We start from the raw sequence: 25,023 nt of genomic DNA, 5'->3' as shown, positions 1-25,023 counted from the left end.
ACCGCCTGTGCAAACAGGCGAGCGAAAAATCCGGGAGAACGGATATGTCGTTCTCGCCCTTCTCCTATATGTCGCGCTCAGCCTCACCAAAATGCGTCCCTATCTGCTGGACGGGCGTTTCTGGGCTGAAGAAGGCTCCCGCTTCTACACGCATATCGCCTGCCTTCCGCCGCTCGAAAAGTTCTTCTTCGTCTTCAACGACCATCTCCAATTCGCTGCGAACGCAGTCGTCTCGGCTGCGACGATAGTGGACTTCAGATATGCGCCGCTGGTCACGACCTATTCGTCATTCGCGCTCCAGACGATCCCCGTCTTCCTGATCGTCTGGATGCACAGATCGCTGGGAATCCGGGGTTGGCTCCTGCCGATTCTCGTCCTCATCATCGTCGGCCTGCCCCAATCGCCGGAGGTTTGGGCCAATACGGCGAATCTACAGTTTCATTTCTCGCTGCTGGCCGCCCTGATCGCGGTGCTGCCGGTCCGGACGGGCGCAGGGAAACACGCCTTCCGACTATTACTTCTCCTGTCGGGCCTGAGCGGCATTCCGGCAAACTTCGTGGTCCCTGCCTTTCTCTATCTGGCCGCGAATAATGGCGACAGGGAGCGCTGGATCCAGTTTTCCATCCTCGCCGCCACGAGCCTGCTTCAACTCGCCATCATCGCAACGCACGGTTTCGACACCGGGGATCGGAGCCTCACGGCCAACCCGCTTCTCTACTGGCTTCCCGTGATCAGCCAGCAGGTCGTGGGGCCGCTTCTGGGCCCCGATATCGGGGAACCCTTCGCTCTCATCCTGCGCGATGCCCTCGCGCAACGATCCGGTGCGATCTTCCTCGGGATCATCTGTTCGATCCCGTTCTTCTACATCGTCCGGCGCGAAATCAATGCGGGCTCCGACTCGTCCCGGGCCATGATACTATGCGCGGCCTTGCTATCAGTGCTGGGAACCGCCACCGCCCTTGGCGACAAGACGGAGCTGATCTCCACCACATTCTCGGCGCGGTATTTCTTTGCCTCGAATGTCCTGCTGACCGTCTATGCACTCAGCCGTTTCAACCGAAACATCTTCTATCTCGGGGCCGTTCTGATGCTGCTGATTTCCTCCATGCATAATGTCGACCAATATCTCGGAGGCCCGGATTGGCGCAGGGAATATGAAAGAGCGCAGGCCGCCGGGAGCAAGACCGTGAACATCTGGCCGGACGGCTGGGAAATGCCCAATTTTGCGCTCGGCCCGACGCCTTCAGACGCCCGGTCGCCTTGCAGGTCAGGACGCCCTGCATCCGCCCCCTCCGGGGCATTCCAGCCGAAATGACAGCAATTCGTTAACCCGCCCCCATCTAGCATATGGATATTCATGAGAGGGGCCGATGGCCCCGGGGGCAGGTTCGATGGGATCGCTGGCACTAGGTTCCGGCACGCCACATTTTATCGAAGGCCAGATCGAGTATATGGACTGGCCCGGGCACCCGCTTGCCCGGGAACTGGCGAATTACTGGATCGCCAAACGCGGCGACCGGACGATGCCGCTCCGCGAAGAAATCCGCCCCTCCGAAATCCGCGCCCTGCTGCCCTATCTCGTCATCAATCAGGTTCTGGAGGATGGCACCGACTTCCTGATCCGGCTCTTCGGCACAGAACTGATCAAGATCGCGGGCGAGGAGCGGACCGGCAAGCGCGTCTCGGAGATCGGCGGCGCGCCGGAAACGCACGATATTCGCCGCCGGACGCAGGAACGCTGGATGGAAATCAACCGCCGCACCTATGAGACCGCAGCGCCCGTCTATGCCCGCGTCATCATGCTGAACGAGCAAAACGCCTGCCGCGACGCCCATATCGTCGCCCTGCCGCTGACCGTGACCGGCGACGGCGTGGAACAGATCCTCGGCGGGATTTTCAGCGCGCCGGCGAAGGACCGGGGCTAGGCGGAAATACGCCGGACGGCTCATAGACGACGGGCGCATCTTCCAACCTCTGCCCGTTCAAGGCCGGCGCCATGCCGAAGAGACGCTCAAGCGCGTGGTTGAGATCGCCGTCCAGTGCGCCATGCTCGGGCGGAAAATCCTGAAGCGACAGGCCGAGCGTCTTCAATGCGGCGAGCGTCGTGCACGAAGCCCAGAACATGGTCCCCGCATAATACTCCGCCTGCCGCCCTTCCGGGTCGGTGCCCAGCCGTCGGATGAGGCCCTGCACAGCCTCCTTGTTCTCCCCCCACACGCCTTCCTCGTCGAAATGCCCATTGGGAAAGTGAAAGCGCGCCGACCCGATCATGCCGATATCGGGCGCCTCCGCGAAACGACGCAGGATATGTGCGACCTGCTCGTCCGAGCCCACGAGATCAATGAGATTGGCCCGGCGCCAGACATGCCCCAGCAGCGCCCGCGCCCCGTCCACTGCAGAGCGTTTGCCGTGCAGCTTACAGACGGTGTCGAATCGATCGAGATGGCCCTGCCGCAGCAACTCCATGAAAGGGCCGACATCCCGTCCCCTGTTCTCCATGACATGGATTTCCGCATCGGGAAACAGCTGCCTCACATCGCTCTCCAAGTCGGGATCGCTGTCATTCAGCGTGAGGATGAGCCGGAAGGGCATAGAAAGCCGGGAGAGACACCAGGCAAATTCCGGCCAGAGGTCGCGGTAATAGAGATGAAGAACGACGGCAAATGAAGGCAGCGCCGTGTCGGATTTCTGCAATGACCGGTGCATGGGAAGAACCGCGCCGGACGGTGGCCATTCGTCGAAAAGTCCCGGCGTGCACTGAAAGTTCGCCGAGGAAACGGCAAAGCCGAACTTGCGCAGAATGCTCAAGCTCTTCTTGAGTTCCCGCCCCTCTCTCCCCCTGGCCGCCAGCAACGGCACGATGGAGAAAAATCCGGGCACGTTCAGCCGCGCCTTGTAATCGCTCTTGCGGCGCCAGAGGAGATGGCGAAGGTCTGGAAGCGAGAACGGACGGCAAACCATCTCAAGTCCATCGGGGACGGCTAGCCGGACAGGATTTTCCCTGACCCGAAGCAAGGCGATGCTTCCATCGAGAGCCGGCACCGACAAATGATGCCGTGCACCGTTCAGCGCCTGATATCCGATTTGCGCGACAGGAAGCGGTGCCCCCACCTGCCGAAAAGAAAGCTCGTATAGCCCCGGTGTTAGTTCGACGAGCTTCTCCGCAACGTCGGACAGCTCGTCAGGAAATCGCTCCACTCCGGTCATTCACTACTGCAGCCACTTTGCGAGGCCTGACCGCGCAAATGTGTTGATGGTTCCGGCAAGCTCCAATAAACGCCGCTCGAAAGCCTTAATCTGTTTTTTATCGGGCCTTGCATAAACGTTCGGCACTTCCCGGTCGAGACCGCGCGGTATCTCCGTGCTCAAAAGCTCGACCAACGCCATTCGGTAATTATAGGTCGCCGCAGGGAGAAAAGCCGCTGCTTCCTGAGCAAACTGGAATCCAGTTTCCATTTCATGCTCGAGCATGTGAGTCGACGCCTCTAGCAATCTCAACTTGCGCTGAGCATCGTGAAGCTCATTTCCTGCATAGATTCCGGCCATAAAAAGCGCCCCGCCCAGCCACGCCGGATACTGTTCAGAACCGTCGAGAAAATCCGGAGACTGAAGAGCTTCCGAAATGTTGGGGAAATTCAGGTCGATTCCGTAGGCATTTTTGGCATGCTCCTCAAGACGCGGAAACGCCCTTCTCGCCACATCCATATGACCGGTATTCATGCCATCCTTGAACAGACGGTAGAGCATGCCGCCCTTCAAATGGGGATCTCCCCGCTCCGACACTTTTTCGAGGTAACCCAGATATTCTTCCCAGTCGAAAGGTTTCGGACCGGGCTTCTCGAACGGCACACGTGACGCCCAGGCCGTAAGCCTTTCGCCATTGTCTTCCACCACGTGGAAAGCGAAGCCCGCAGCTTCCAGCAGCGTCTCCAGTCGCTCGGCCGAGAGCAGAAAATAGTGAAAGCCCGGCGAAAGCGCGGAATGAAGCCGTGTCTCCTCGAAATCTTTCCTGACGCAACTCGCCGAAGGCGTTGTGAGCATAACCATGCCTTCTGGCGCAAGCACGCCTGCCAGTTCCTTGAGGAACCCCTGCGGATCCCTGACATGTTCGATCACCTCGGAGGAATACACGAAATCGAACTTCCGCCCCCGGATGGCCTCGCACTCGGCAAGATACTCGTGATGGATTTCCGCACCGAGAAGTCTTTTCCCGACTTTGCCATAGGCCGCCAGTTCTAGTCCGATCGCTTCGCCTCGACCGGATTTCGACCAGAAGTCCGGCACGAAGCCAAACCCACATCCTACATCCAGAAAGGTGCCGCGCGCCCTCTCACCAAGCGCCATGACGGGACGCAACATCGCATCGATTCCCGCCCCGACCTGTACATAGTGTATCCAGTATTTCGGCTCGATCACATCATCCTGATAGCCGAGCACAGGATCTTCACCGAGGAAAAACCAACTCCCGCAGACACCACATTGGGCCAGCTCCTGCACCCCGAGCTCCACCATGCCGGTATCCACGCTCACGCCTACACTCGCCGAGGCCGCTCCGCAGGCAGGACAAGGCCATTGCGTTTCAATTCGAGCACTTTCCAGGAAATCGACTTTATACATTTCTAAACTTTCCAATGCCCCTTAAGGCATTTCCGCCACATCAGCTTGGCCGGAAATGCTGAAAGAGAATATCAGCATGCTGACCTTTGCTTTCCATGCATGACAACACCCGCTCATAGACCTTGGGCAGCATCAGCGGATTTCTCACCAGCAACTCGCGCTTGACGAAGGGAAACCCCGCCTCCAGCAGAGAATCGAAGTAGAAGTGCTGCGGATTGAGATCCAGCCACATTTCCTTCCGTCGCCCTTGAACGACATCGCTGCGCTTATACGTCGCCAACATTCCGGCCGGATAGAAAGCTTCCATATGGGAATGGCGTCGCAGAAACCATTTGCTGAGGCCCATTTCGCCACAGCGCACGATATTGTCGCGGTTACGATAGAAACGATACCGGTCGAAGAACTGCTGCGCTGCGTCAACCGCGTCGCGTCCCGAGAAGAGCACATGCGAACTTTGCAGATGATAGGACCGGTCGAACGATTCGGTCGGGGCCCATATACCTGACCCGGCATCCCGTAGCCGCTGAAAGTAGTCGGATGGGAATAGCGGCCCGACGAGGCTGTCATTCGCGATAAAGACGCACTCGGCCTTCGACAACGGCTCCCTGAAGGCATGGAAAGCATCCTTGTAGCCGCCGAAATCCTTCCCTACATTTTTACGCCAGACGACACCTGCCCTGCCGAGAGAAACACCCTCCGCTTCCAGCCTGTCGAAAACAGCCTCGAAATCCGGCATCCGGTCCGAGGTAACGATATGAACCGGCGAGAAGCCAACCTCTTGCAGCGCTTCGGCCAGCGCAAAGGAGGTGAGTAATGCATGTCCGCCTGGCCAGAAGGTGGAAATAAACGCAATCCGCGACCCGGTCTCTCCCGGACGAACAACTCTCAGCGACCCCGTGCTGTGCCGTTGCGACAATCGCGCCCTGCGCTTGTCCGTTGTGCGTCCGTGCAACATCGTGTCGAACCGGTCCCGCCACCGCTTTTTCTTCGTTCTCGTTTCCGCCATGCTCAACGTGCCCGATAGACATCGGCCGCCGTCGCCGATGAACTCCGCCTGCGGATGAGATCCAGCACTTCCGGATCGCTCGCCTGCCCCTTATGCGGCGCAAAGAGCGCTCTCTCGCGCGGCGACGCACCCGTCTCGGCCGGGATCATGTAATACACCGCCATCGAGGCGCGGTAGCGGCCTTCCGGACAGCGGATCGGTTCGGGCAGACCATGCCAGCTATTCTGCGTCGTATCGAAAAGAACGGCGCGGTTGAAAAGGCAGTCCACGACCTTCTCGATCTCGCCGGGTTTTCCCGTTTCCTCCTCCTGAGACCAGAGCCCCAGGCCGCCACCCCATGCCGGATCCCAATCCCGCCCGATATAGACGATAAGATTGAGCTTGCGCTGCAGGCCCGTCTTGGGATGGATCGAATAATCCAGATGTGTGTTGAGCTTGCCGCCGGCGCCATGCCGGTGCCACCCACCGCCATGCAGGCCCATATCGGCGACGAGAGCCGGCTCACCCGTCAGCTCCCGGAGCATCTCTACAAAAGGCTCCGAAACGAGGTAACTGAAGACACGATAGGTGTCCGGCGGAAATTCGTTCCAGTTGTTGCAGGTCTTCTTGACCTCGATGGGATTGTGGTATTCGTGCCAGCCCGGCGAGGCACTTTCGAAGTCTGCCGCCAGAGCATCGGCAAGATCCGGCCGAAAGAACTCATCCAGCACGATGTGATTGAACGGCTCGGCCGAACGGAACATTTCACGCTGCGCCTGCCGGTCGCATTCGACAATTTTCGGATTCACAATATTATTCATCGCCCAATATTCTCCGTCGCTTCCGGACTGCCCTGCCCGGCTCTCACCATCGATCCGGAAATTTGAGAGTAAGATCCAGATATTTGCCGTACGGGGACTTGCCGAGATTCCGCGCCAGCTCCGCCAGCGCTTCATCGTCGATAAACCCCTGCCGCCACGCCACCTCTTCGGGACTGCCATGCTGCAGCCCCTGCCGGTGCTGCATCACCCGCACGAATTCCCCCGCCTCCATGAGACTGTCGAAAGTGCCGGTATCGAGCCAGGCGAACCCGCGGCTCAACCGCTCCACAGCCAACTTCCCTTGCGCCAGATACGCATTGTTCACGGAAGTAATCTCAAGCTCGCCCCGCGCCGACGGCCGCACATCGCGCGCGATGTCCAGTACATGATTGTCGTAGAGGTAGAGCCCCGTGACCGCCCAGCTCGATAGAAAGTCTGCCGGCTTTTCTTCGATCGAGATCGCTTTCCCGTGGTCGTCGAAAGCCACCACGCCATACCGTTCCGGATCCGGCACGTGATAGGCAAAGACCACGCCGCCGCCCTCTTCTTCGACCTTCCGTTGCGCCGCGGACAATCTGTTTCTCAAGGCCTCTCCGATAAACAGATTGTCTCCCAGGACCAGCGCGACAGGGTCGTCGCCGACAAAATCCGCGCCGATGATGAAAGCCTGCGCCAGACCTTCAGGCCGGGGCTGCTCGGCATAGGACAAGTTGATGCCCCACTGGCTGCCATCGCCCAGCAGGCGCTCAAACAGCGGCAGGTCATGCGGCGTCGAGATGACCAGAATGTCCCTGATCCCCGCCAGCATGAGCGTCGTCAGCGGGTAATAGATCATCGGCTTGTCATAGACCGGCAGCAATTGCTTGCTGACCGCCAGCGTGACCGGATGAAGCCGCGTGCCCGACCCGCCTGCGAGAATGATCCCCTTCACGATACGCCTCCTTCCACGCGCTCAGGAAGGAGCGCGTCGAGACAGCGCCCTATCCCGCTTTCCCAGCCGGGCAGCCGCAAGCCGGTCGCCGCCTCGAGCTTCGCGCAATCGAGACGAGAGTTCATCGGGCGCTTGGCCGGTGTCGGATAATCGCTGGTTGGAATGGCTTTCAGTGACGGCACACGCACGCCGCGCTTGCCCGCCTCGGCAAAAATGCCCGCGGCGAAATCATGCCATGTCGTTGCATCGCGGCCTGCCATGTGGAACGTGCCGTAAATCTCCTCGCCGGAAAGAAGCCGCGTCGCAAGCGCCCCGATGGCGTCGGCAATATCGGGCGCATAGCTCGGGCAACCGAACTGGTCGCAGACGACCGACACTTCGTCGCGCGTTTCCGCCAGGCGCAACATGGTCTTCACGAAGTTCGTGCCATAGGGGCTATAGACCCAGCTCGTCCGCAAAATCATATGGCGCGGCCCGGCGGCGCGCACGGCCTCCTCGCCTGCCAGCTTCGACGCCCCATAGACGCCGAGTGGCGAAACCGCGTCGTCTTCCCGATAGGCGCCCTTCTTGCTGCCGTCGAACACATAATCGGTGGAGACATGAATGAGCGGGATACCGGCGCGCGCGCAGGCCTCGGCCAGCGCGGCGGGACCATCGCGATTGACGGCGAAAGCGGAAGCCGCATCGGTCTCGGCTTTATCGACGGCGGTATAGGCGCCAGCATTCACGACCAGCGCAGGGCGATGCGCCTCAAGGCGCGACGGAATATCCTCCGGGCGGGCAAGATCGAGCTCGTCGCGGCCGAGACAGACGATGTCGAACCCGTCCCATTCGCACGCTGCCATCGACCGGGCCAGCTGCCCCGATTTTCCGACGACCAGACCTGTTGCCGGAACGGTTGTCATCTCGCGGCGGCGGCCTTTTCCGCCTTCTCCCTATCGGGGCCGAGACCGATCCGTTCTCCGCCATAGACTTCATTGCGCAAGGGCATCCACCAATCGGCATTGGCAAGATACCATTCGACCGTCTTTCGAAGGCCCGTTTCGAATTTCTCCCGCGGCCGCCAGCCAAGCTCGGCTTCGATCCTGGAGGCATCGATGGCATAGCGCTGATCATGGCCGCGCCTGTCGGTCACGAAACGGATAAGGGAGCGCCGCTCTCCGATGCCACGATCCGGCCGCATCTCGTCGAGGAGATCGCAAATCGCTTCGACGACCTCGACATTGGTGCGCTCGTTGAGGCCGCCGATATTGTATTTCTCGCCGGGCCGGCCTTTATCAAGCACCAGCTCCAGCGCCTCGGCATGATCGTCCACGTAAAGCCAGTCGCGAACATTCTCGCCGCTTCCATAGATGGGCAGCGTGCTCCCTTCCAGGCCATTCAGGATCATCAGCGGGATGAGCTTTTCCGGAAACTGGCGCGGCCCGTAATTATTGGAACAATTGGTGACGATCACCGGCAGGCCGTAAGTGTGGTACCAGGCATTGGCGAGATGGTCGGACGCCGCCTTGCTCGCCGAATAGGGCGAGTTGGGACTATAGGCCGTCGTTTCGGAAAACAGCCCTTCCGGCCCGAGACTGCCATAGACCTCGTCGGTCGAGACATGCACGAAACGGAACAGGTCCCGCCGGGCCGCCGGCAAGCGCTCCCAATAAGTTCGCGCCGCCTCGAGCAGACAATGCGTCCCGACGATATTGGTCTGGATAAAGTCATGCGATCCATCGATGGAACGATCGACATGGGATTCGGCGGCAAGGTGAAGAACGGCATCCGGCTGCTCGCGATCAAACAGCTGACGGAGCATCACGGCATCGCAGATATCGCCGTGAACGAAGCTGTAGCGTTCGTCATGCGCGAGCGGCGCGAGAGAAGCCGGGTTCGACGCATAGGTCAGACTGTCCAGGTTGACGACATGATGCCCGGCCGACATGACGAGATGGCGGCATACCGCCGACCCGATAAATCCCGCGCCACCTGTGACCAGCACTTTCATAGGCATCTCCCCCCTCAACCCAAACAACTATCGTGAAGCCGACCCCCAGCCAGCCGGTCTCAAGATTATGCAAACTCAAAAATGCGCGGCAACTCCGCCAATACCGGATGCTGCCGGTCTTTCCCGGAAAGCGTAATGTCCGCCGCATCCAGTTTCCAGTCGATGCCCAGAGCAGGATCGTTCCACGCGATGCCGGCATCATGCTCCGCCGAGTAGAAGTCTGTCACCTTGTACTGCACCTCGGTATCGTCCGTGAGGGTGACGAAGCCATGCGCGTAACCGACAGGAACATATAGCTGACGCCAGTTTTCCGCATTGATCTCGAACGCAACATGCTCCCCGAATGTGGGGGAACCATGGCGAATATCGACGGCAACGTCGAGAATGGCGCCACGCGTGACGCGAACCAGCTTGCCCTGCGCGTGCGGCGGGCGTTGAAAATGCAAACCTCGCAAGGTCCCGCGGCGTCGCGAAAGGGATTGATTGTCCTGAACGAAACGGGCATCCACGCCGGCGGAAGCGAAATCATTCTCATTATAGGTTTCGGAGAAAAACCCTCTCTCGTCGTCGATCCGGCGAACCTCAAGAAGTTTGACGTCCGGATGCCCCGGAACCGGAAGAAGCGCCGGCCTCATAATTCATGTCCTCAAGCAACAGTTTCAGTCGAATTATGACACTATAATTCTTAGTTCTATACACTGAATTTATTGAGCGCATGGACCAAAAAGCGATCGGATAAGCGCATAGGTATATTTTGACGCAACACCAAAACAAATAAACATCAAATCCAAAGGAACGGTTATCCGCAACGGGTATCGTCGCCGCCGGGAGATCACGCTCAGAGCCAGATGGCCGCCATTTCCCGCCTACTGCTTCGAAATTCATACGGCAAAACCATTGTGGACGACCGAAGCAAACGGCATGATCCCCGAATCTCGCTCGCTGCCTTCAACTGAGAACATTGTAAATAAATGCCCCCTCACACTGTCTCCGTAATACTTGTGACGCATAACAGCGCCGGAGTTCTGGGGGATGCACTGGCATCGCTTCCCGACGAGGTGGAAGTCATTGTCGTCGACAATGCCAGCAAGGACAATTCGCTGGAGATCGCCCGCGCCTCAGGCGCGCGATGCGTCGCCAATGCCGGCAATTTCGGCTTCTGCAAGGCAAACAACATCGGGGCGAAAAGCGCTCATGGCGAGTTTCTCCTTTTCCTCAACCCCGATGCGCGCCTGGAACCGGGCGCGCTGGACACGTTGCTCGCCGCAGCCGAGCACTATCCGGATGCGGGGCTTATCGGCCCGAAACTCATAGATGAGACCGGCCGCAGTGTCTGGCGGCACAAATCGGTCCTGCACCCCGTCGACGGCAAGGCCCGCCCGCCCGTTGAACCCGAATATAGCTGTTGCGTTCCGCTACTGACCGGCGCGGCACTGCTTTGCCGGCGCGAGGTATTCGAGGCCATCGGCGGCCTGGATGAAAACATCTTCCTCTATCACGACGATGACGATCTCAGCCTGCGACTCACGCAGAGCGGCTGGTCGCTCATCTACGAACCCGCCGCAACGGTCCGCCATGCCTTCGGAAAATCCAGCGGTTCATCCAGAGACCTTACCCGTTTCAAGGAACACGAACGCATCCGTTCTTCCATCTATGTCCGCAAGAAACACGGTCAGCCCTACGACCTGCAGCGGGAGCGCCGCAAGGCATGGAAACGCCTGGCTCTGGCATCGGTCAAATTCGACAGAAACAGGCAGGCCGCAGCGTTCGGCCGGATCGAGGCACTTGCGGATCTGGCGCGTTCCGACGCGGCGAAACCCGCGGCCGGAGCTGCCGAAGAAAACGAGATGGCATCCGATCCCCGAACGGTGAAAGCCTGGATCGCGCATAAATTATTCGGCCGCCCGGAAAGTTCTCTGGCAACGGTGCGCCGGTTGTTTGAAGAGAATGTAGGCAAGCATATTTCCGCTTATGTCGTCGCCTTCATCCTGATGGGCTTTGTCGCGGCGACGACGGGCGCCAGCGCCTGGATCATGAAAGATGTGATCAACCGCATCTTCGTGAACAAGGAAGAAGAGATGGTGTGGATCATCGCCGGCGCGGTGATCGCTATCTTCACGATCAAGGGCCTGTCCACCTATGGCCAGCAGGTGATCCTGGAGCGGATCGGCAACAACATCATCGCCACGCTTCAGAAACGGATATTCGATCACATCCTCAAGCAGCCGCTGAGCTTCTTCGACCAGTATGCCCTCGGCGATCTGGCAACCCGCATGTCCTACAATGCGCAGGCCGCCCGCGCCACCATCGACCTCATCATCCAGAGCCTCGGCCGCGACGTCCTCTCCGTCATTTCGCTGGGCGCGGTGATGGTGATTCAGGATCCGCGCATGTCGCTCATCATGTTCGTGATCATGCCGCTGGCCGTTTACGGCGTCGCGCGCCTCGTCCGGCGCGTGAAGAAGATCATGCGCCTGGAACTGAAATCGCTGGCCGAAATCGTCTCCGCCATGCAGGAGACAGCTGCCGGTATCCGGATTGTCAAATCCTTCAACCTTGAAAAGCACATGCGCAACCGCATGGGCGTCGCGGTCGAACAGGTGGAGCAGCGGTCCAACAAAATCGCCCGAATGAATGCGATGACGAGCCCGCTGATGGAAACGCTGGGCGGATTTGCGATCGCGGCCATCATTATGTATGGCGGCTGGAACGTGATCGCGCAGGGCGCCGACCCGGGCAGCTTCTTCGCCTTCATCACCGCGCTACTGATGGCCTATGAACCCGCGAAACGTCTCGCCCGGCTCAATGTCCAGCTACAGGCCAATATGGTCGGCGTGGAAATGCTCTATGCCCTGCTGGATGTGGAACCCTCCGTCACCGAGGGCCCCGATGCCCGGACACTCGAAATCCGCGAGGGCGGGCGGATCGATTTCGACAATGTGGTTTTCGCCTACGGCGCCCAGCCCGCCCTGAAGGGCGTGACCTTCGAGGCGCGGGCGGGAACCGTCACCGCGCTGGTCGGCCCGTCGGGCGCCGGCAAGACCACGATCTTCGGCCTGATCGAACGCTTTTTCGATCCGCAGGAGGGCAGCGTCAGCATTGACGGGCAGGATCTGCGCGGGCTCACCTTCAGCTCGCTTCGGGACAATCTTTCCCTGGTGACGCAGGAGACCTTCCTCTTTGCCGGCACCGTGCGCGAGAACATCGCCTATGGCCGCCCCGGCGCGACGGACGACGAGATCGAGGAAGCCGCCCGCATGGCCAATGCCCATGAATTCATCGCGGAACTCCCCGGCCAATACGAAGCGCCGGTCGGCGAGGCGGGCGGACGCCTGTCCGGCGGGCAACGCCAGCGCGTCGCCATCGCCCGCGCCATGCTGCGCGACGCACCCATCCTGCTAATGGACGAGCCGACATCGGCGCTCGACGCCCAGTCGGAATCCAAGGTGCAGGAAGCGCTGGACCGGCTGATGGAAGGCCGCACCACCATCGTGATCGCCCATCGCCTGTCCACCGTGCGCAATGCCGACCGGATCTACGTCCTCGACCGGGGCGAGGTTGTCCAGTCGGGCTCGCATGACGAGCTGCTTGCCGAGGGCGGGCTCTATGCCACGCTCTATTCGCTGCAGTTCCGCGACGCGACGCCCAAGCTCGCCGCCGTCGGCGCGGAATAAGGCTTTTCAGGTTTTTCGGCTTATTGGCCGAGCGCCGCGCGGATCAGCGCCTGCGCTTGCTTGCCGTCCCAGGGCGCGGGGCCTGCGATCCGGCCCATCTCGCGGCCCTGAGGGTCCACCAGCAGCGTGGTCGGCAAGCCGACGGCCCGAAGCTGGAAATTGGCGCTGGCTTTCGGGTCGTTGAAAAGCGACAGATGCTGGGCCTTCACCGTGTTTTGGAGAAAATCGCGGGCCTGCTCCAGCCCCGTCTTGTCCACGCTGAGCGCCACCACCTGAAACGCATCGCTGCCCATTTCGCCCTGCAGCCGGTCCAGCTCCGGCATTTCCTCCCGGCAGGGCGCGCACCAGGTCGCCCAGATGTTGAGAAGCAGGGTCTTGCCCCGGAAATCGGAGAGTTTCACCGGTTTGCCCTGTGCGTCCTGAAAGACCACATCCGGCACCGCCTTCAGCGCCTTTGCAGGCACGAAGGCGGCGACATCGCCGGTCGCCGCGGCCTGGAGCGCGGCGTAATGGGGGTTCGGCACGGCGTCCGCCCCGGCCTCGTCCCCACCGCCGGATTTGCCTAAGGGACCGACGATCAAGTATATCCCGGCAACGACAAGAACCGCGGCGGCAACAAGGGCGGCGGCGAGTTTCGGCAGGTTGCGGGATTTCTGGGACATATATCTTCCTCGGAACTTCCTCGTGGCGTTGCCGGGCCTTTGACCGCCCCTTCCCGAATATCCGACCGTCTGGCGGACAGCTCCCGGAGAAGCGAGCATGAGCAACAAGATGTGGGGCGGCCGGTTTGGCGAAGGCCCCGACAGGATCATGGAGGAAATTAACGCCTCCATCGGTTTCGACCAGCGCCTTTTCGCCCAGGATATCCAGGGCTCGAAAGCGCATTGCACAATGCTGGCCGAGAAGGGAATTATCTCAAGAACCGACGCCGATCAAATTATCGACGGTCTGGACAAGGTGCTGGCCGAGATCGAGGCGGGCGAATTCGCCTTCAGCCGCGAGCTTGAGGACATCCACATGAATGTGGAATCGCGCCTGACCGAGCTTGTCGGCGCCGCGGCGGGACGGCTTCACACCGCACGCTCGCGCAACGACCAGGTCGCGACCGACTTCAAGCTCTATGTACGCGACACGCTCGACCATCTGGACGAGCAGTTGAAGGATTTCCAGCTTGCCCTGCTGGAAAAGGCCGAGGCCCATGCCGATGCGATCATGCCCGGCTTCACCCATCTCCAGACGGCCCAGCCCGTGACCTTCGGCCACCATTGCCTGGCCTATGTGGAAATGGCGGCGCGCGACCGGGGCCGGATGCAGGATGCGCGGAAGCGCCTGAACCTCAACCCGCTGGGTTCCGCGGCGCTTGCGGGCACATCCTTCCCCATCGACCGGGAGATGACGGCGAAGGCGCTCGGCTTCGACGGCCCGACCCGCAACTCGCTCGACGCGGTGTCGGATCGCGATTTCGTGCTGGAAGCGCTCTCGGCCTCCTCCATCGCCGCGATGCATCTTTCCCGGCTCGCCGAAGAGATCGTGATCTGGTCGACACCGGGCTTCGACTTCATCCGCCTGCCCGACAGCTTCACGACCGGCTCGTCCATCATGCCGCAGAAGCGCAACCCGGACGCGGCGGAACTCATCCGCGCGAAATCGGGCCGCGTGATCGGCGCGCTGACCTCGCTGCTCATCGTGATGAAGGGCCTGCCGCTCGCCTATTCCAAGGACATGCAGGAAGACAAGGAAGCCGCCTTCGATGCGCTGGACGCGCTGTCGCTGTCGCTCGCGGCCATGACCGGCATGGTTCGCACACTGACCATCAACGAACCCGCCATGAAGGCCGCCGCCGCACGGGGCTTTTCCACCGCGACCGACCTTGCCGACTGGCTGGTGCGCGAGCTGAACCTGCCCTTCCGCCAGGCCCATCACGTGACGGGCAGCCTGGTGGCCAAGGCCGAGGCCAGGGGATGCGATCTCGACGGCTTGAGCCTTGAGGACATGCAGGCGGTGGAACCCGGCATCACGAAAGATGTATATTCGGTGCTGGGCGTGGAAAACTCCGTCGCCAGCCGGACGAGCTTCGGCGGCACGGCGCCTGAAAATGTGCGGCAGATGGCGGCTTTCTGGCGCAAGGAACTGGAACAGTCCTGAAGGGGCGAGGGGAAAGCGCAATGAAAAACCGCAGCACATGGGTGACGGCAGGCCTTTTTCTGGGCCTCGGCCTTGCGCTTGCCGGATGCGGCAAACGAGGACCGCTCGAACTGCCCTCGGGCGAAAAAGCCCAAATGCCGACGGATGAAAGCAGCATGACGCTGGACGCGCCGGAGAGCGACCAGCCCATCGACATGCGGCCCATCACCGCCGATACGAGCATGAAGTCGAACCCCGACGATCCGGCGGCGCAGAGCAACTGAGCGGCGGACAAACACCGCCCCTTGAACCCCGACCCCGAACTCTTGTCCCCCTGAGCGCCCGCCGCCCCGGGGCAAAGCGGCAGACAGATGAACCATTTCGAGTATCGCGACGGTGTCCTTCACGCGGAAGGCGTCGCCGTCCCCGACATAGCGGCCGCCACCGGCACGCCCTTCTATTGCTATTCGAGCGCCACGCTGGAACGCCATTACGAGGTGTTCTCGCAGGCGTTCAAGGGCCAGAAGGCGCGCATCTGCTATGCGATCAAGGCCAATTCCAATCTCGCCGTGATCCGCACGCTGGCCCGCCTCGGGGCGGGCGCGGATGTGGTGTCGGAAGGCGAGCTGCGCCGCGCCATCGCCGCAGGCGTTCCCGCCTCGAAGATCGTCTTTTCCGGCGTTGCCAAGACGGACGCCGAAATCGCCTTCGCACTGGACGTGGGCATCGACCAGTTCAACGTGGAATCGGAGCCCGAACTCGACGCCATTTCGCGCGTTGCGGCGGGCATGGGCAAGCGCGCCCGCGTGGCGCTGCGCGTGAACCCCGATGTCGACGCGAAGACGCATGAGAAGATCGCGACCGGCAAGGCAGAGAACAAGTTCGGCATTTCATGGCGCCGCGCGCCTGCCGTCTATGCCCATGCGCGGACCCTGCCGGGTATCGAAATTGCGGGCATCGACGTTCATATCGGCAGCCAGCTCACCGATCTGGAACCCTTCTCCACCGCCTTCACCCGCGTCGGCGAAATGGTGGAAGCGCTGCGCGCCGACGGCCATGCCATCGGCCGGATCGATCTGGGCGGCGGGCTCGGTATTCCCTATCGCGGCGACAATGACGTGCCCCCGCATCCGGACGAATATGCCGCCATGGTGAAGCGCACGCTGGGCCATCTCGATTGCGAGCTGACCTTCGAGCCGGGCCGCCTCATCGCGGGCAATGCGGGCATTCTCGTCACCCGCGTCATCTATGAGAAGGTCGGCGAGGACCGCACCTTCCTGATCGTCGATGCGGGCATGAACGATCTGATCCGCCCGACGCTCTATGACGCGCATCACGATATCCGCCCGGTGGCCGAACCCGCCCCCGGTGCGGAAGAGATCGAGTATGACGTGGTGGGCCCGGTCTGCGAGACCGGCGACTATTTCGCTCGCAAAAGGCGGCTGCCCCGCATGAAGGCGGGCGATCTGGTGGCCGTCATGTCGGCGGGCGCCTATGGCGCGGTGCAGGCCAGCGAATACAATACCCGTCCCCTCGTGCCGGAAATTCTGGTCCGCGGATCGAGCTTTGCGGAGGTGCGCGCGCGCCCCAGTTATGACGCAATGCTGAGACAGGATATGATACCGGACTGGCTCTCCGACTGAGGCGCAACGCAGCGCCGAAAGAGGTGGCGGAGAGCCGGAGCCTCATCCATCGACGCGCGAAAGGCGAGAGCTTGGCACGCCCTGAAGATGGCCCCGAAAACGCCGAAAATGGCCGCGGGCCCGGAAAAGCATCCGCAAGCCACGAAAGACTTCCGCGCCGCGTGGAGCGGCGCATCGCGCTGGCCCGTGCGACGCTGCTCTGGGAGGCGCTCTGGCCCGCGCTCTGGCGGGCGGCGGCGCTCACCAGCTTTTTCGTCTCGCTTGCCCTTTTCGGCCTGTTCGAAGGCGCCCCGCTCTGGCTGCACTGGCTGGCGCTCGCCGCTTTCGGCGTTCTGCTGGCGCTCGCCATCTGGCGCGGCTTTCGCGATTTCCGCTGGCCGACACGCCATGACGCGCTGCGCCAGATCGAAACCGCCTCCGGCCTCTCCCATCGTCCGCTGTCTACCTTCGAGGACATGCAGGCGGGCGGCACGGGCGACGAGACGCTGTGGCGGGCCCATCGCGACTGGCTCTCCCGGCGTCTGAGCCATCTGCGCATCGGCCTGCCCGCGCCGCGCATTGCCGGTCAGGACCCGTTCGGCCTGCGCGCCGCGGTCGTCCTGCTGCTGCTGGTCGCCGTCTGGGCGGGCGGACGCGACGCCGGACCGCGCCTCACCTCCGCCTTTCTGCCCGGCGCATCGCTTTCCCGGGATATCGCGATCGAGGCCTGGATCTCGCCGCCGCCCTATACCGGCATCCCGCCCATCTATCTGACCGGCGATGCGACGCCCGCAGACCAGACCGGCGGCGCAAACGGCATGACCGCCATCACCGTGCCGCAGGGCAGCGTGCTGTCGCTCAGGGTGAACGGCATGCGCGCCTATCCCGCGCTCAGCGTGGAAACCGGCAAGCGCGCCGAACCCGAACCGCTCACCGAAATTTCGCCGGGCAGCCATTCCATCGACCGCAAGCTGATGCAGAGCGCGGAGATCACGCTGACCGGGGCGGGCCGCATCATGGATAGCTGGACCGTCGACGTGACGCCGGACGAGGCGCCCTATATCGCCTTCAAGGCCGATCCGGAAACCGCCACCTCCGGCGCGATCGGGATTTCCTATATCGCGAAGGACGATTACGGCATCGCCACGGCGCAGGCGGACATCCGCCTGGACGAGAACAAGGCGAAAAAGAGCGCGGTGGACGATCCGCAGCTGAACGCCATCATGGATACCCTCATGCCCCCCGCCCCGACCGTTGCGCCGCCCGATATCCGCCTGCCGCTCTCCGGCGCACGCCCGAAGGAAGCCGACGGCCGGACATGGACGGATTTGCGCAGCCATCCCTGGGCCGGGCTGAAAGCAACGATGACGCTGGTGGCAACCGACGATGCCGGGCAGCAGGGGCACTCGCGCAGCATCGACTTCACCATCCCCCAACGCAGCTTCAAGGACCCGCTCGCCCGCGCCATCGTGGAGCAGCGCCGCCAACTCGCGCGCAATCCGCGCAGCACGGCCCGCGTCGCCCGCTTCCTCAACGCCTTCACGCATGACCCGGAAAAGACCATTTCCGACCCCGCCGTCTATATGGGGCTCAGGACCGCCTATTGGCGGCTGGCGACGGCGCGGCGCACCGAAGAGATGAAGGGCATTTACGACCTCCTGTGGTCGATCGCGCTGCGGATCGAGGATGGCGATCTGTCGCTTGCCGAACGCGACCTGCGCGACGCGCAGAAAGCGCTCTCCGAAGCGCTGGAAGGGGATGCGGACGACGCCGAAATCGCCCAGCTGATGGCCGAGCTGAAAGATGCCTTCGCCCGCTATATGAGCGAAGTGAATGCGCTACGCGACGACTCCCCGCAGGAACTGGGCAAGGAACTTCAGCTCAAACCGGACACCAAGTTCATCACCGAGGATGAGCTTCAGCAGATGATCGACCGGATCGAGCGCCTTGCCCAGGCCGGCTCACGCGAACAGGCCCAAGCCATGCTGCAGCAAATGCGCTCCATGATGGAAAATATGGAACTGCCGAAGTCTCAGGGTTCTCTCTCTCCGCGCCAGCAGAGCATGAAAAATGCCGTCGATTCACTCGACAAGCTGATCCGCCGCCAGCGCGACCTGATGGACCGGACCTTCCGCGCCCAGCCCGAGCAACACGGCATGTCCGCCTTCGGTCAACAGCAGCATGGCGGCATGGCCGGTGACGACGAGGCAGGCAAGGACAAGGAAGGCGCACCGGATCTCGGCGGACTGAAAGACGAGCAGGAGAAACTCCAGGCCGACCTCAAGGGCGTCATCAAGGACCTTCAGATGCGCGACGACGTGCCGCTCGACTTCATCGTCAAGGCAGAGAGAGAGATGGAAAAGGCGATGAACTGGCTCAGGGACCAACGCGCCGACCGGGCCGCCGGTGCGCAGGGCGAGGTCGTCTCAAAGCTGCGCAAGGGCGTCGAGGGGCTGGTGAACAAGCTGATGGCGGAAGGCGCCCGCGGCAAGGGTTATGTCAGGAAGGACGGCAAATCCGACCCGCTCGGGCGCGTGCGCGACCCGAACGGCCAGGGCATGAGCAACAGCCCCAGCGGCGAGGTGGGCGTCCCCAGCGAATTCAGCCTGCAGCAGGCCCGTGAAATCCTGCAGGAGCTGCGCCGCCGCGCGGGCGAACTCAACCGCCCGCAGGAAGAACTCGATTATCTCGACCGGCTGCTGGAACGGTATTGAGGGATGGACTAACCGCTTTGCGTCATCCCGGCGAAAGCCGGGACCCAATCCACCTTTCGGCAAGCCGCGCTGCGAGTGGATCCCGGGGACAAGCCCCGGAATGACAAAGCATGTTGTATTTGACGATTGAGGCTTAAAGCCCGGTGTCGTCCCGGCACTTGTTGCCGGGACCCATTAGCCCTTCGACAAGCGGAGACGAGAGTGGATCCCGGCTTTCGCCGGGATGACACTGAATTCTTGAAAGCGCTGCGCCTCAGCCCCGCGAGGCAAGCGCCGCGTCGACCTGCGTCACCAGCTCGTCCAGCGTGAAGGGCTTCAGCATGATGTCGTGGATGATCGCCTCCAGCCCATGCGCGCGCTCGCGCTGGTCGGAATAGCCCGTCATCAGGAGAATGGTGATCCCCGGCGCATGGCGCGAGGCGGAGAGCGCCAGCGAAATGCCGTCCATCACCGGCATGATGATGTCGGTCAGCAGAAGCTCGTAGGGCTTTTGCACGTCCATGGCGCGGGCCAGCGCATCGAGCGCTTCCGACCCGTCCGACACGGAATCGACTTCATGGCCGGCACCCATCAGCGCGCGGGCGATGAAGGACTGGACGGAAGGTTCGTCTTCGGCAACCAGTATCCGCGCCATATCCCTATTCCTCGATATAGCCCACGAAAGGCAATTGCCTGTAGGCATGGCCGACATCCATACCATAGCCGATAACGAAGCGGTCGGGACAGTCGAACCCTTTAAAGTCCGGCGCGATGTCCACCACCTGCTTGCCCCTCTTGTGGAGAAGGACGCAGGCCGCCACGCTTTTTGCGCCGCGCGCGGTCATCAGATCCTTGGCGAAAGCGAGAGTTCGGCCGCTTTCGAGAATATCGTCCACCAGCAGAACGTCGCGTCCCGCCACCGGCACTTCGGTGTCGCGGACGATGGTCACCTCGCCGCGCGAGGTCGTCTCCGCGCCATAGCTCGACAGGGTGATGAAATCCATATCGGGCGCCGCGCCCGCGTCATGCAGGGCGCGCAGCAGATCGGCGGCGAAGATGAAACTGCCCTTGAGCACGGGAACGATGAGAGGCGTGCGGCCCAGCGCGGCGACGATCTCGCCCGCCAGCGCATGATTGCGCGCGGCGATCTCCTCTGCCGTGATGAGAACGGTGATCCGGGCGGAAAGATCGCGGGGCTCGCTCATCCGGCCGGTCCTATTCGCTATCGGGTCCGGAGCCGGAAGACGCGGCATCCGGTTCGGCCTTCATATCCTGTGCCTCGGCAGGCGCTTCCTTCACGGCCGCTGCCTTGCCGCCCGGCGAAAGGTCCGAGCCGTTATCGAAACGGATCTCCACGTCGCGCGTGGCCGGGGGCGGGCTTGAAAGCCGCGTCACGAAAGGAACCGATTGATCGGGCATCAGCCGCCGCTCCGGCAGGGCAAAGGTCCAGTGGTAGATCTCTTTCTGCTTTTCGTCGCGCAGGCCGATCCGAAGCCGTGGCAAGGCACGCGGCTCGTCGCTGACATTCGACACCTCGCCCATGATGGCGAGCACAGGCAGGCCGTTCACCTCCTGCTTTTCGTAGCGGACCTTGTGGAACTCCACCCCGCGCAGATTGATCTTGTCGCCTGCCAGCTCATAGACATCCGCCGTGGCGGGCCAGAGCGAGGCGATCTCGTTTCGGAAGACCCAGCCCGCGCCGAGCGTGCCGCCAAGAAAGATGAGAAGCGTGATCCAGCCGAGAATGGTGAGGAAACGAACCCGCCGCATGGCCGCCGCGCCATGGACGAAACTGCGCAGGCGCCCGCCCGTGGCGTTGTCGGGTCCCGCCCCGGCAACCGTCGTATTGATCTGGCGCGGGGTTCGCCCGGCGGATTTGTCCTTTTCAGGTTCCCGCTTGAAAACGGGCCTGGCCGGCCCGACGACCGGCGCAGCATCGGCAGGCGCGGACGGAGTGGCGGACGGCGCTTCGGCATCCCCGCCCTCTTCCAGCGGCTGCTGATCCCAGCTATGGCCGCATTTGGCGCACCGCACCTTGCGCGGGCCCGAGGCGAAAGCGCCGGGCTTGACGGGGTAGCGCGTCGAACAATGCGGACAGGTGATAATCATCCGGATCTTGCTGTGAAGGATTTGCCCAAAGGGCGAAACGCGGAAGCGCGGCAACACCCTCGCCACGCCTCCTTTCGCCTTAAGCCTATTGAATGGCCCTCCATGGTTAAAGCGGCGTTAAATCATCATCGTTTTCCCGAAGGAAACCGCCGTTTGTCCTCCATTGCGCGCATCCGACACGCCGTCGATCCGTGATACCGTCTGCTGCATGATTCGCTTCGAAAATGTCGGCATGAGATACGGCATGGGGCCGGAAGTGCTCCGGGATGTCAGCTTCGAGCTCGCGCCCGGCTCTTTCCATTTCCTCACCGGCCCCTCCGGCGCGGGCAAGACCTCGCTCCTCAAGCTCATGTTTCTGGCCGTCCGCCCCTCGCGCGGGCTCATCACCATGTTCGGTCAGGATATCGCCACCCTGCCCCGCAAGGAGATGCCCGCGCTGCGGCGGCGCATCGGCGTGGTGTTTCAGGAATTCCGGCTGCTCGACCATCTCACCACCTATGAGAATGTGGCGCTGCCCCTGCGCATTCAGGGCCAGCCGGAAAGCGCCTGGCGCGCCGATGTGATGGAACTGCTGAACTGGGTCGGTCTCGGCGACCGCATCCAGGCCAAGCCGCCGACGCTGTCGGGCGGCGAAAAGCAGCGCGCCGCCATCGCCCGCGCCGTGGTGGGCCAGCCCGACGTGCTGCTGGCCGACGAACCGACCGGCAATGTGGACCCGGAAATGGGCCAGCGCCTGCTCCGCCTGTTCGTGGAACTGAACCGGCTGGGCACCTCCGTGCTGCTGGCCACCCATGACCGCAGCCTCGTGGAAGCGGCGGGCTCTCCGGAGCTTGTGCTGAAAGAGGGAGGCCTGAGCATCCGTGGCTGATACCCCTTCGCGTCACACCCGCCCGGATCGCCCCGGCAGTCGTCCGGGCCGCGACCCCGCCCCCACCTTCCATGACGAGGAAAAGGCGGGCCGCAGCCGGCTCGTCTCGCTGCTTGTCGAAACGCGCTCCATCATGCCCTCGGGCGGCGCAACCGGCCTGCCCCTCATCCTCGCCATCGCGGCCATGTGCTTTCTGGCAAGCCTGACGCTGGGCGCAGCGCTGTCGGTCGGCCATGCGGCGTCGGAATGGACGGGGCAGCTGTCCGGCGCCCTCACCGTGGAAATCAAACCCTCACCCGAGATGAAGCCGAAAAAGCAGCTTTCCGAAGTGATGGGCCTTCTGGGCCAGACGAGCGGTATCGTGAGCGCCCGCCCCGTGACCCGCGGCGAGACGGCGAAGCTGCTGGAACCCTGGCTCGGCAAAGGCAATGTGACCGACGACCTGCCCATCCCGCAGCTTGTGGATGTGACGATCGACCCCGCCTCGCCGCCCGACCTCGCCGCGCTGGCGATCAATGTCGCGGCGGTGGCGCCCGGCGCGCTGCTCGACACGCACCGGCAATGGCAGGCCGAAATCATCAGCGCCGCCCATGCCGTGCTGTGGCTGGCCTATGCGGTGCTGGGGCTGGTGGCCGCGACCACCACCGCCATCGTCGTCTTTGCGACGCGGGCGGGCCTTTCCGCCAACCGGGAAGTGGTGGAAGTCCTCCACCTGATCGGCGCGCGCGACCGCTTCATCGCCCGCGAGGTGCAGCACCATTTCCTGCATCTGGGGCTCAGGGGCGGCATTGCGGGGCTCGCCCTGTCGGTGCTGACCTTCGTCGTCCTGTCATTCGCCGGCGACAATGGCGCGCTCTTCCTGATGCCGGTGACGGGATTGCAGCTCAACCATTACCCGATCCTGCTGGCCGTACCGATTGCCTCCGCGCTGGTCGCGGTGCTGACCGCCCGGATCACCGTGATGCGCGAGCTGGAACATATGCTCTGAGGCCGAAATCCATGCGGCATTACGCTTTTTTGCGCCTATCCTGCGGGCCGCGCATTCCATGTTAATATCTGCGACGTTAGAATTCTCTCAGAGCTGACAAGGACTTGTCATCATTGGCCCGGACCAGCGCCACAGGGAAAACAGGCGAGAAACCGCAGACGCCGCCCGGATCGGACGGGCCTCGCCGCCCCGTTCTGCGCCTTGTGATCGGGCTGGCGGCGCTGGCGCTCGCGCTTTATGCAGGCGGCTTTTTCGTCTTCACCGCGCTGATCGACCGGACCCCGGCGGCAAATAACGGCAAGGCCGACGGCATCGTGGTGCTGACGGGCGGGCCGGAACGCATCGCGGAAGGCTATCGGCTGCTCGTCGAAGGCCGTGCGAAACGCATGCTCATCAGCGGCGTGAACCCGGAAGTGAAGGCAAAGGACCTTGCCGCGCTGGTCGGCGACGACCGGGGAAAATTCGATTGCTGCATCGATATCGGCTGGCAGGCCATCGACACGATCGGCAATGCCGCGGAGACCGCCAACTGGGTGCATAAACGAGGCTACCGCTCGATCATTCTGGTGACGAGCACCTATCACCTGCCGCGCGCCCGGCTGGAACTCAGGCGCGCCATGCCGGGTGTCGAAATCATGTCCCATCCGGTATTTCAGGATAAGCTGCATCTCGACGGCTGGTGGAACTATCCCGGCACCACGCGGCTGCTCGTATCGGAATACACCAAATATCTGCTGACGCTGACGCATCTGCGCGCGCGCTAGCGGGAGGAAAACGAAGGGGCGTACTTCCTTGCTCTGGCTTCGCTCGACCTTTTTCAACCTGTCCTTCTGGCTGATGTCCATCATCATGTGCATCGCCGCCACGCCGCTCTTTCTGATGCCGCGCGGCTGGACGGTCCGGGCCATGAACCTGTGGTCCCGCCTCACCATGTTCCTGCTCCGGGTCTGCGCAGGGACCCGTTACGAGGTGCGCGGGCGCATACCGGAGGGCGCGGTGCTGATCGCCGCCAAGCACCAGTCCATGTGGGACACGATCATCGCCACCGCCCTGCTGCGCGATCCGGCCATCGTGATGAAAAAAGAACTTCTGATGGTCCCCTATTACGGCTGGTACTCGCTGAAGACGCGCATGATCGCCATCGACCGGGGCTCGGGCTCGGCCGCCATCCGCAAGCTCATCGCGCAGGCAAAGGCCGCGCTGGGGCTGGGACGGCCCGTCCTGATCTTTCCCGAAGGCACGCGCATGGCGCCCGACGCCGCGCCGGACTACAAGCCGGGGGTGGCCGCGCTTTACCGCCAGCTCGACGTCGCTTGCGTGCCGGTGGCGGTGAATTCGGGTATGTACTGGGCACGGCGCGGCTTCGCCAAACGCCCCGGCACAATCGTCATCGAATTCCTCGACCCCATTCCGCCCGGCCTCGACCGCAAGAGCTTCATGGCGGAACTGGAAAAACGCATCGAACCGGCCACCGCGAAACTGGTGGCCGAGGCGCGGGGCGAAACGGCCCTGCTAGAGGCGGCGGACTAGACTTGCGCCGACACGTCTCATGCAGCTGCGGTCCGTCCCGCCACGGCAGGCGAGAACTCTAACAACTT

General features: G+C 62.5%; 23 protein-coding genes. 11 read left to right on the top strand and 12 right to left on the bottom strand.

The genetic code is table 11. From position 1 onward, the window contains the following. Window positions 1–7 precede the first annotated feature (7 nt). Both ACSSVQ_RS12365 and ACSSVQ_RS12360 read left to right on the top strand, forming a co-directional pair. On the top strand, window positions 8–1,315 hold the full coding sequence (locus tag ACSSVQ_RS12365) for a hypothetical protein (protein ID WP_454183463.1): 1,308 nt from the start codon (window positions 8–10) through the stop codon (window positions 1,313–1,315). Between the two features lie 55 nt (window positions 1,316–1,370). Then, window positions 1,371–1,925: a PAS domain-containing protein gene (locus tag ACSSVQ_RS12360; RefSeq protein ID WP_454183461.1), complete on the top strand. Its 555-nt coding sequence runs from the start codon at window positions 1,371–1,373 to the stop codon at window positions 1,923–1,925. On the opposite strand, the gene ACSSVQ_RS12355 is transcribed toward ACSSVQ_RS12360, so the two are convergent. The 8 genes from ACSSVQ_RS12355 to rfbC all read right to left on the bottom strand — a co-directional run bounded on the left by ACSSVQ_RS12355 (window position 1,897) and on the right by rfbC (window position 9,982). Next, window positions 1,897–3,207: a rhamnan synthesis F family protein gene (locus ACSSVQ_RS12355; RefSeq protein WP_454183459.1), complete on the bottom strand. Its 1,311-nt coding sequence runs from the start codon at window positions 3,205–3,207 to the stop codon at window positions 1,897–1,899. The genes ACSSVQ_RS12360 and ACSSVQ_RS12355 overlap by 29 nt on opposite strands. A 3-nt stretch (window positions 3,208–3,210) precedes the next feature. Continuing rightward, window positions 3,211–4,617, bottom strand: a complete 1,407-nt coding sequence (locus ACSSVQ_RS12350; protein WP_454183457.1) for a class I SAM-dependent methyltransferase — start codon at window positions 4,615–4,617, stop codon at window positions 3,211–3,213. Between the two features lie 40 nt (window positions 4,618–4,657). Beyond that, a complete protein-coding gene (locus ACSSVQ_RS12345) occupies window positions 4,658–5,623 on the bottom strand; it encodes a hypothetical protein (protein WP_454183455.1) in 966 nt (321 codons plus the stop codon). A gap of 2 nt (window positions 5,624–5,625) precedes the next feature. Further along, window positions 5,626–6,423 carry a 2OG-Fe(II) oxygenase gene (locus ACSSVQ_RS12340; protein WP_454183453.1) on the bottom strand — a complete coding sequence of 266 codons (798 nt, stop codon included), beginning with the start codon at window positions 6,421–6,423 and terminating at the stop codon, window positions 5,626–5,628. Between the two features lie 43 nt (window positions 6,424–6,466). Continuing rightward, a complete protein-coding gene (gene rfbA / locus ACSSVQ_RS12335) occupies window positions 6,467–7,354 on the bottom strand; it encodes a glucose-1-phosphate thymidylyltransferase RfbA (protein WP_454183451.1) in 888 nt (295 codons plus the stop codon). Then, on the bottom strand, window positions 7,351–8,259 hold the full coding sequence (gene rfbD / locus ACSSVQ_RS12330) for a dTDP-4-dehydrorhamnose reductase (protein WP_454183449.1): 909 nt from the start codon (window positions 8,257–8,259) through the stop codon (window positions 7,351–7,353). Before rfbD ends, rfbA begins: the two co-directional genes overlap by 4 nt. Further along, on the bottom strand, window positions 8,256–9,347 hold the full coding sequence (rfbB, locus tag ACSSVQ_RS12325) for a dTDP-glucose 4,6-dehydratase (protein ID WP_454183447.1): 1,092 nt from the start codon (window positions 9,345–9,347) through the stop codon (window positions 8,256–8,258). The genes rfbD and rfbB overlap by 4 nt, the downstream gene beginning before the upstream one ends. A gap of 65 nt (window positions 9,348–9,412) precedes the next feature. Continuing rightward, window positions 9,413–9,982 (bottom strand): dTDP-4-dehydrorhamnose 3,5-epimerase, encoded by a 570-nt coding sequence (gene rfbC / locus ACSSVQ_RS12320; RefSeq protein ID WP_454183445.1) that lies wholly within the window; start codon window positions 9,980–9,982, stop codon window positions 9,413–9,415. Window positions 9,983–10,318: 336 nt separating this feature from the next. Here rfbC and ACSSVQ_RS12315 point away from each other — a divergent pair, with 336 nt between their 5' ends. After that, the gene (locus tag ACSSVQ_RS12315; protein WP_454183444.1) at window positions 10,319–13,021 is read left to right on the top strand and encodes an ABC transporter transmembrane domain-containing protein; all 2,703 of its coding nucleotides are present in this window, start codon (window positions 10,319–10,321) and stop codon (window positions 13,019–13,021) included. Between the two features lie 20 nt (window positions 13,022–13,041). Here the strand turns inward: ACSSVQ_RS12315 and ACSSVQ_RS12310 are convergent, their stop codons facing one another. Further along, the gene (locus ACSSVQ_RS12310; RefSeq protein ID WP_454183442.1) at window positions 13,042–13,683 is read right to left on the bottom strand and encodes a TlpA family protein disulfide reductase; all 642 of its coding nucleotides are present in this window, start codon (window positions 13,681–13,683) and stop codon (window positions 13,042–13,044) included. A gap of 97 nt (window positions 13,684–13,780) precedes the next feature. Between ACSSVQ_RS12310 and argH the strand changes: the two genes are divergently transcribed. The 4 genes from argH to ACSSVQ_RS12290 all read left to right on the top strand — a co-directional run bounded on the left by argH (window position 13,781) and on the right by ACSSVQ_RS12290 (window position 19,481). Further along, window positions 13,781–15,166, top strand: a complete 1,386-nt coding sequence (argH, locus tag ACSSVQ_RS12305; protein ID WP_454183440.1) for an argininosuccinate lyase — start codon at window positions 13,781–13,783, stop codon at window positions 15,164–15,166. Between the two features lie 20 nt (window positions 15,167–15,186). Next, entirely contained in the window at window positions 15,187–15,429 is a 243-nt protein-coding gene (gene lptM / locus ACSSVQ_RS12300) for an LPS translocon maturation chaperone LptM (protein ID WP_293328384.1), read from the top strand. A gap of 87 nt (window positions 15,430–15,516) precedes the next feature. Beyond that, window positions 15,517–16,788, top strand: coding sequence for a diaminopimelate decarboxylase (gene lysA / locus ACSSVQ_RS12295; RefSeq protein ID WP_454183438.1), 1,272 nt, complete (start codon window positions 15,517–15,519; stop codon window positions 16,786–16,788). A gap of 161 nt (window positions 16,789–16,949) precedes the next feature. Next, a complete protein-coding gene (locus tag ACSSVQ_RS12290; protein ID WP_454183436.1) occupies window positions 16,950–19,481 on the top strand; it encodes a TIGR02302 family protein in 2,532 nt (843 codons plus the stop codon). Between the two features lie 253 nt (window positions 19,482–19,734). Here ACSSVQ_RS12290 and ACSSVQ_RS12285 read toward each other — a convergent pair whose 3' ends face one another. From ACSSVQ_RS12285 to ACSSVQ_RS12275, 3 genes are read right to left on the bottom strand one after another with little or no spacing between them, the layout of a single operon-like run. Beyond that, window positions 19,735–20,115: a response regulator gene (locus tag ACSSVQ_RS12285; RefSeq protein ID WP_293328387.1), complete on the bottom strand. Its 381-nt coding sequence runs from the start codon at window positions 20,113–20,115 to the stop codon at window positions 19,735–19,737. A gap of 4 nt (window positions 20,116–20,119) precedes the next feature. Beyond that, a complete protein-coding gene (hpt, locus tag ACSSVQ_RS12280; RefSeq protein ID WP_454183434.1) occupies window positions 20,120–20,665 on the bottom strand; it encodes a hypoxanthine phosphoribosyltransferase in 546 nt (181 codons plus the stop codon). 10 nt (window positions 20,666–20,675) lie between these two features. Continuing rightward, complete coding sequence (locus tag ACSSVQ_RS12275) at window positions 20,676–21,569, bottom strand: zinc-ribbon domain-containing protein (protein WP_454183432.1); 894 nt, start codon at window positions 21,567–21,569, stop codon at window positions 20,676–20,678. A gap of 208 nt (window positions 21,570–21,777) precedes the next feature. Between ACSSVQ_RS12275 and ftsE the strand changes: the two genes are divergently transcribed. The 4 genes from ftsE (at window position 21,778) to ACSSVQ_RS12255 (ending at window position 24,955) form a co-directional block, all read left to right on the top strand. Then, window positions 21,778–22,437 (top strand): cell division ATP-binding protein FtsE, encoded by a 660-nt coding sequence (gene ftsE, locus ACSSVQ_RS12270; protein ID WP_293328390.1) that lies wholly within the window; start codon window positions 21,778–21,780, stop codon window positions 22,435–22,437. Further along, window positions 22,430–23,425, top strand: a complete 996-nt coding sequence (locus tag ACSSVQ_RS12265) for a cell division protein FtsX (protein WP_454183430.1) — start codon at window positions 22,430–22,432, stop codon at window positions 23,423–23,425. The genes ftsE and ACSSVQ_RS12265 overlap by 8 nt, the downstream gene beginning before the upstream one ends. Window positions 23,426–23,538: 113 nt before the next feature. Continuing rightward, entirely contained in the window at window positions 23,539–24,189 is a 651-nt protein-coding gene (locus ACSSVQ_RS12260; protein ID WP_454183428.1) for a YdcF family protein, read from the top strand. Between the two features lie 28 nt (window positions 24,190–24,217). Continuing rightward, a complete protein-coding gene (locus tag ACSSVQ_RS12255; protein WP_454183426.1) occupies window positions 24,218–24,955 on the top strand; it encodes a lysophospholipid acyltransferase family protein in 738 nt (245 codons plus the stop codon). Window positions 24,956–25,023 lie beyond the last annotated feature (68 nt).

Source organism: Parvibaculum sp. MBR-TMA-1.3b-4.2 (genome assembly GCF_053628815.1).
This window is presented reverse-complemented; position numbering and strand designations above follow the sequence as displayed.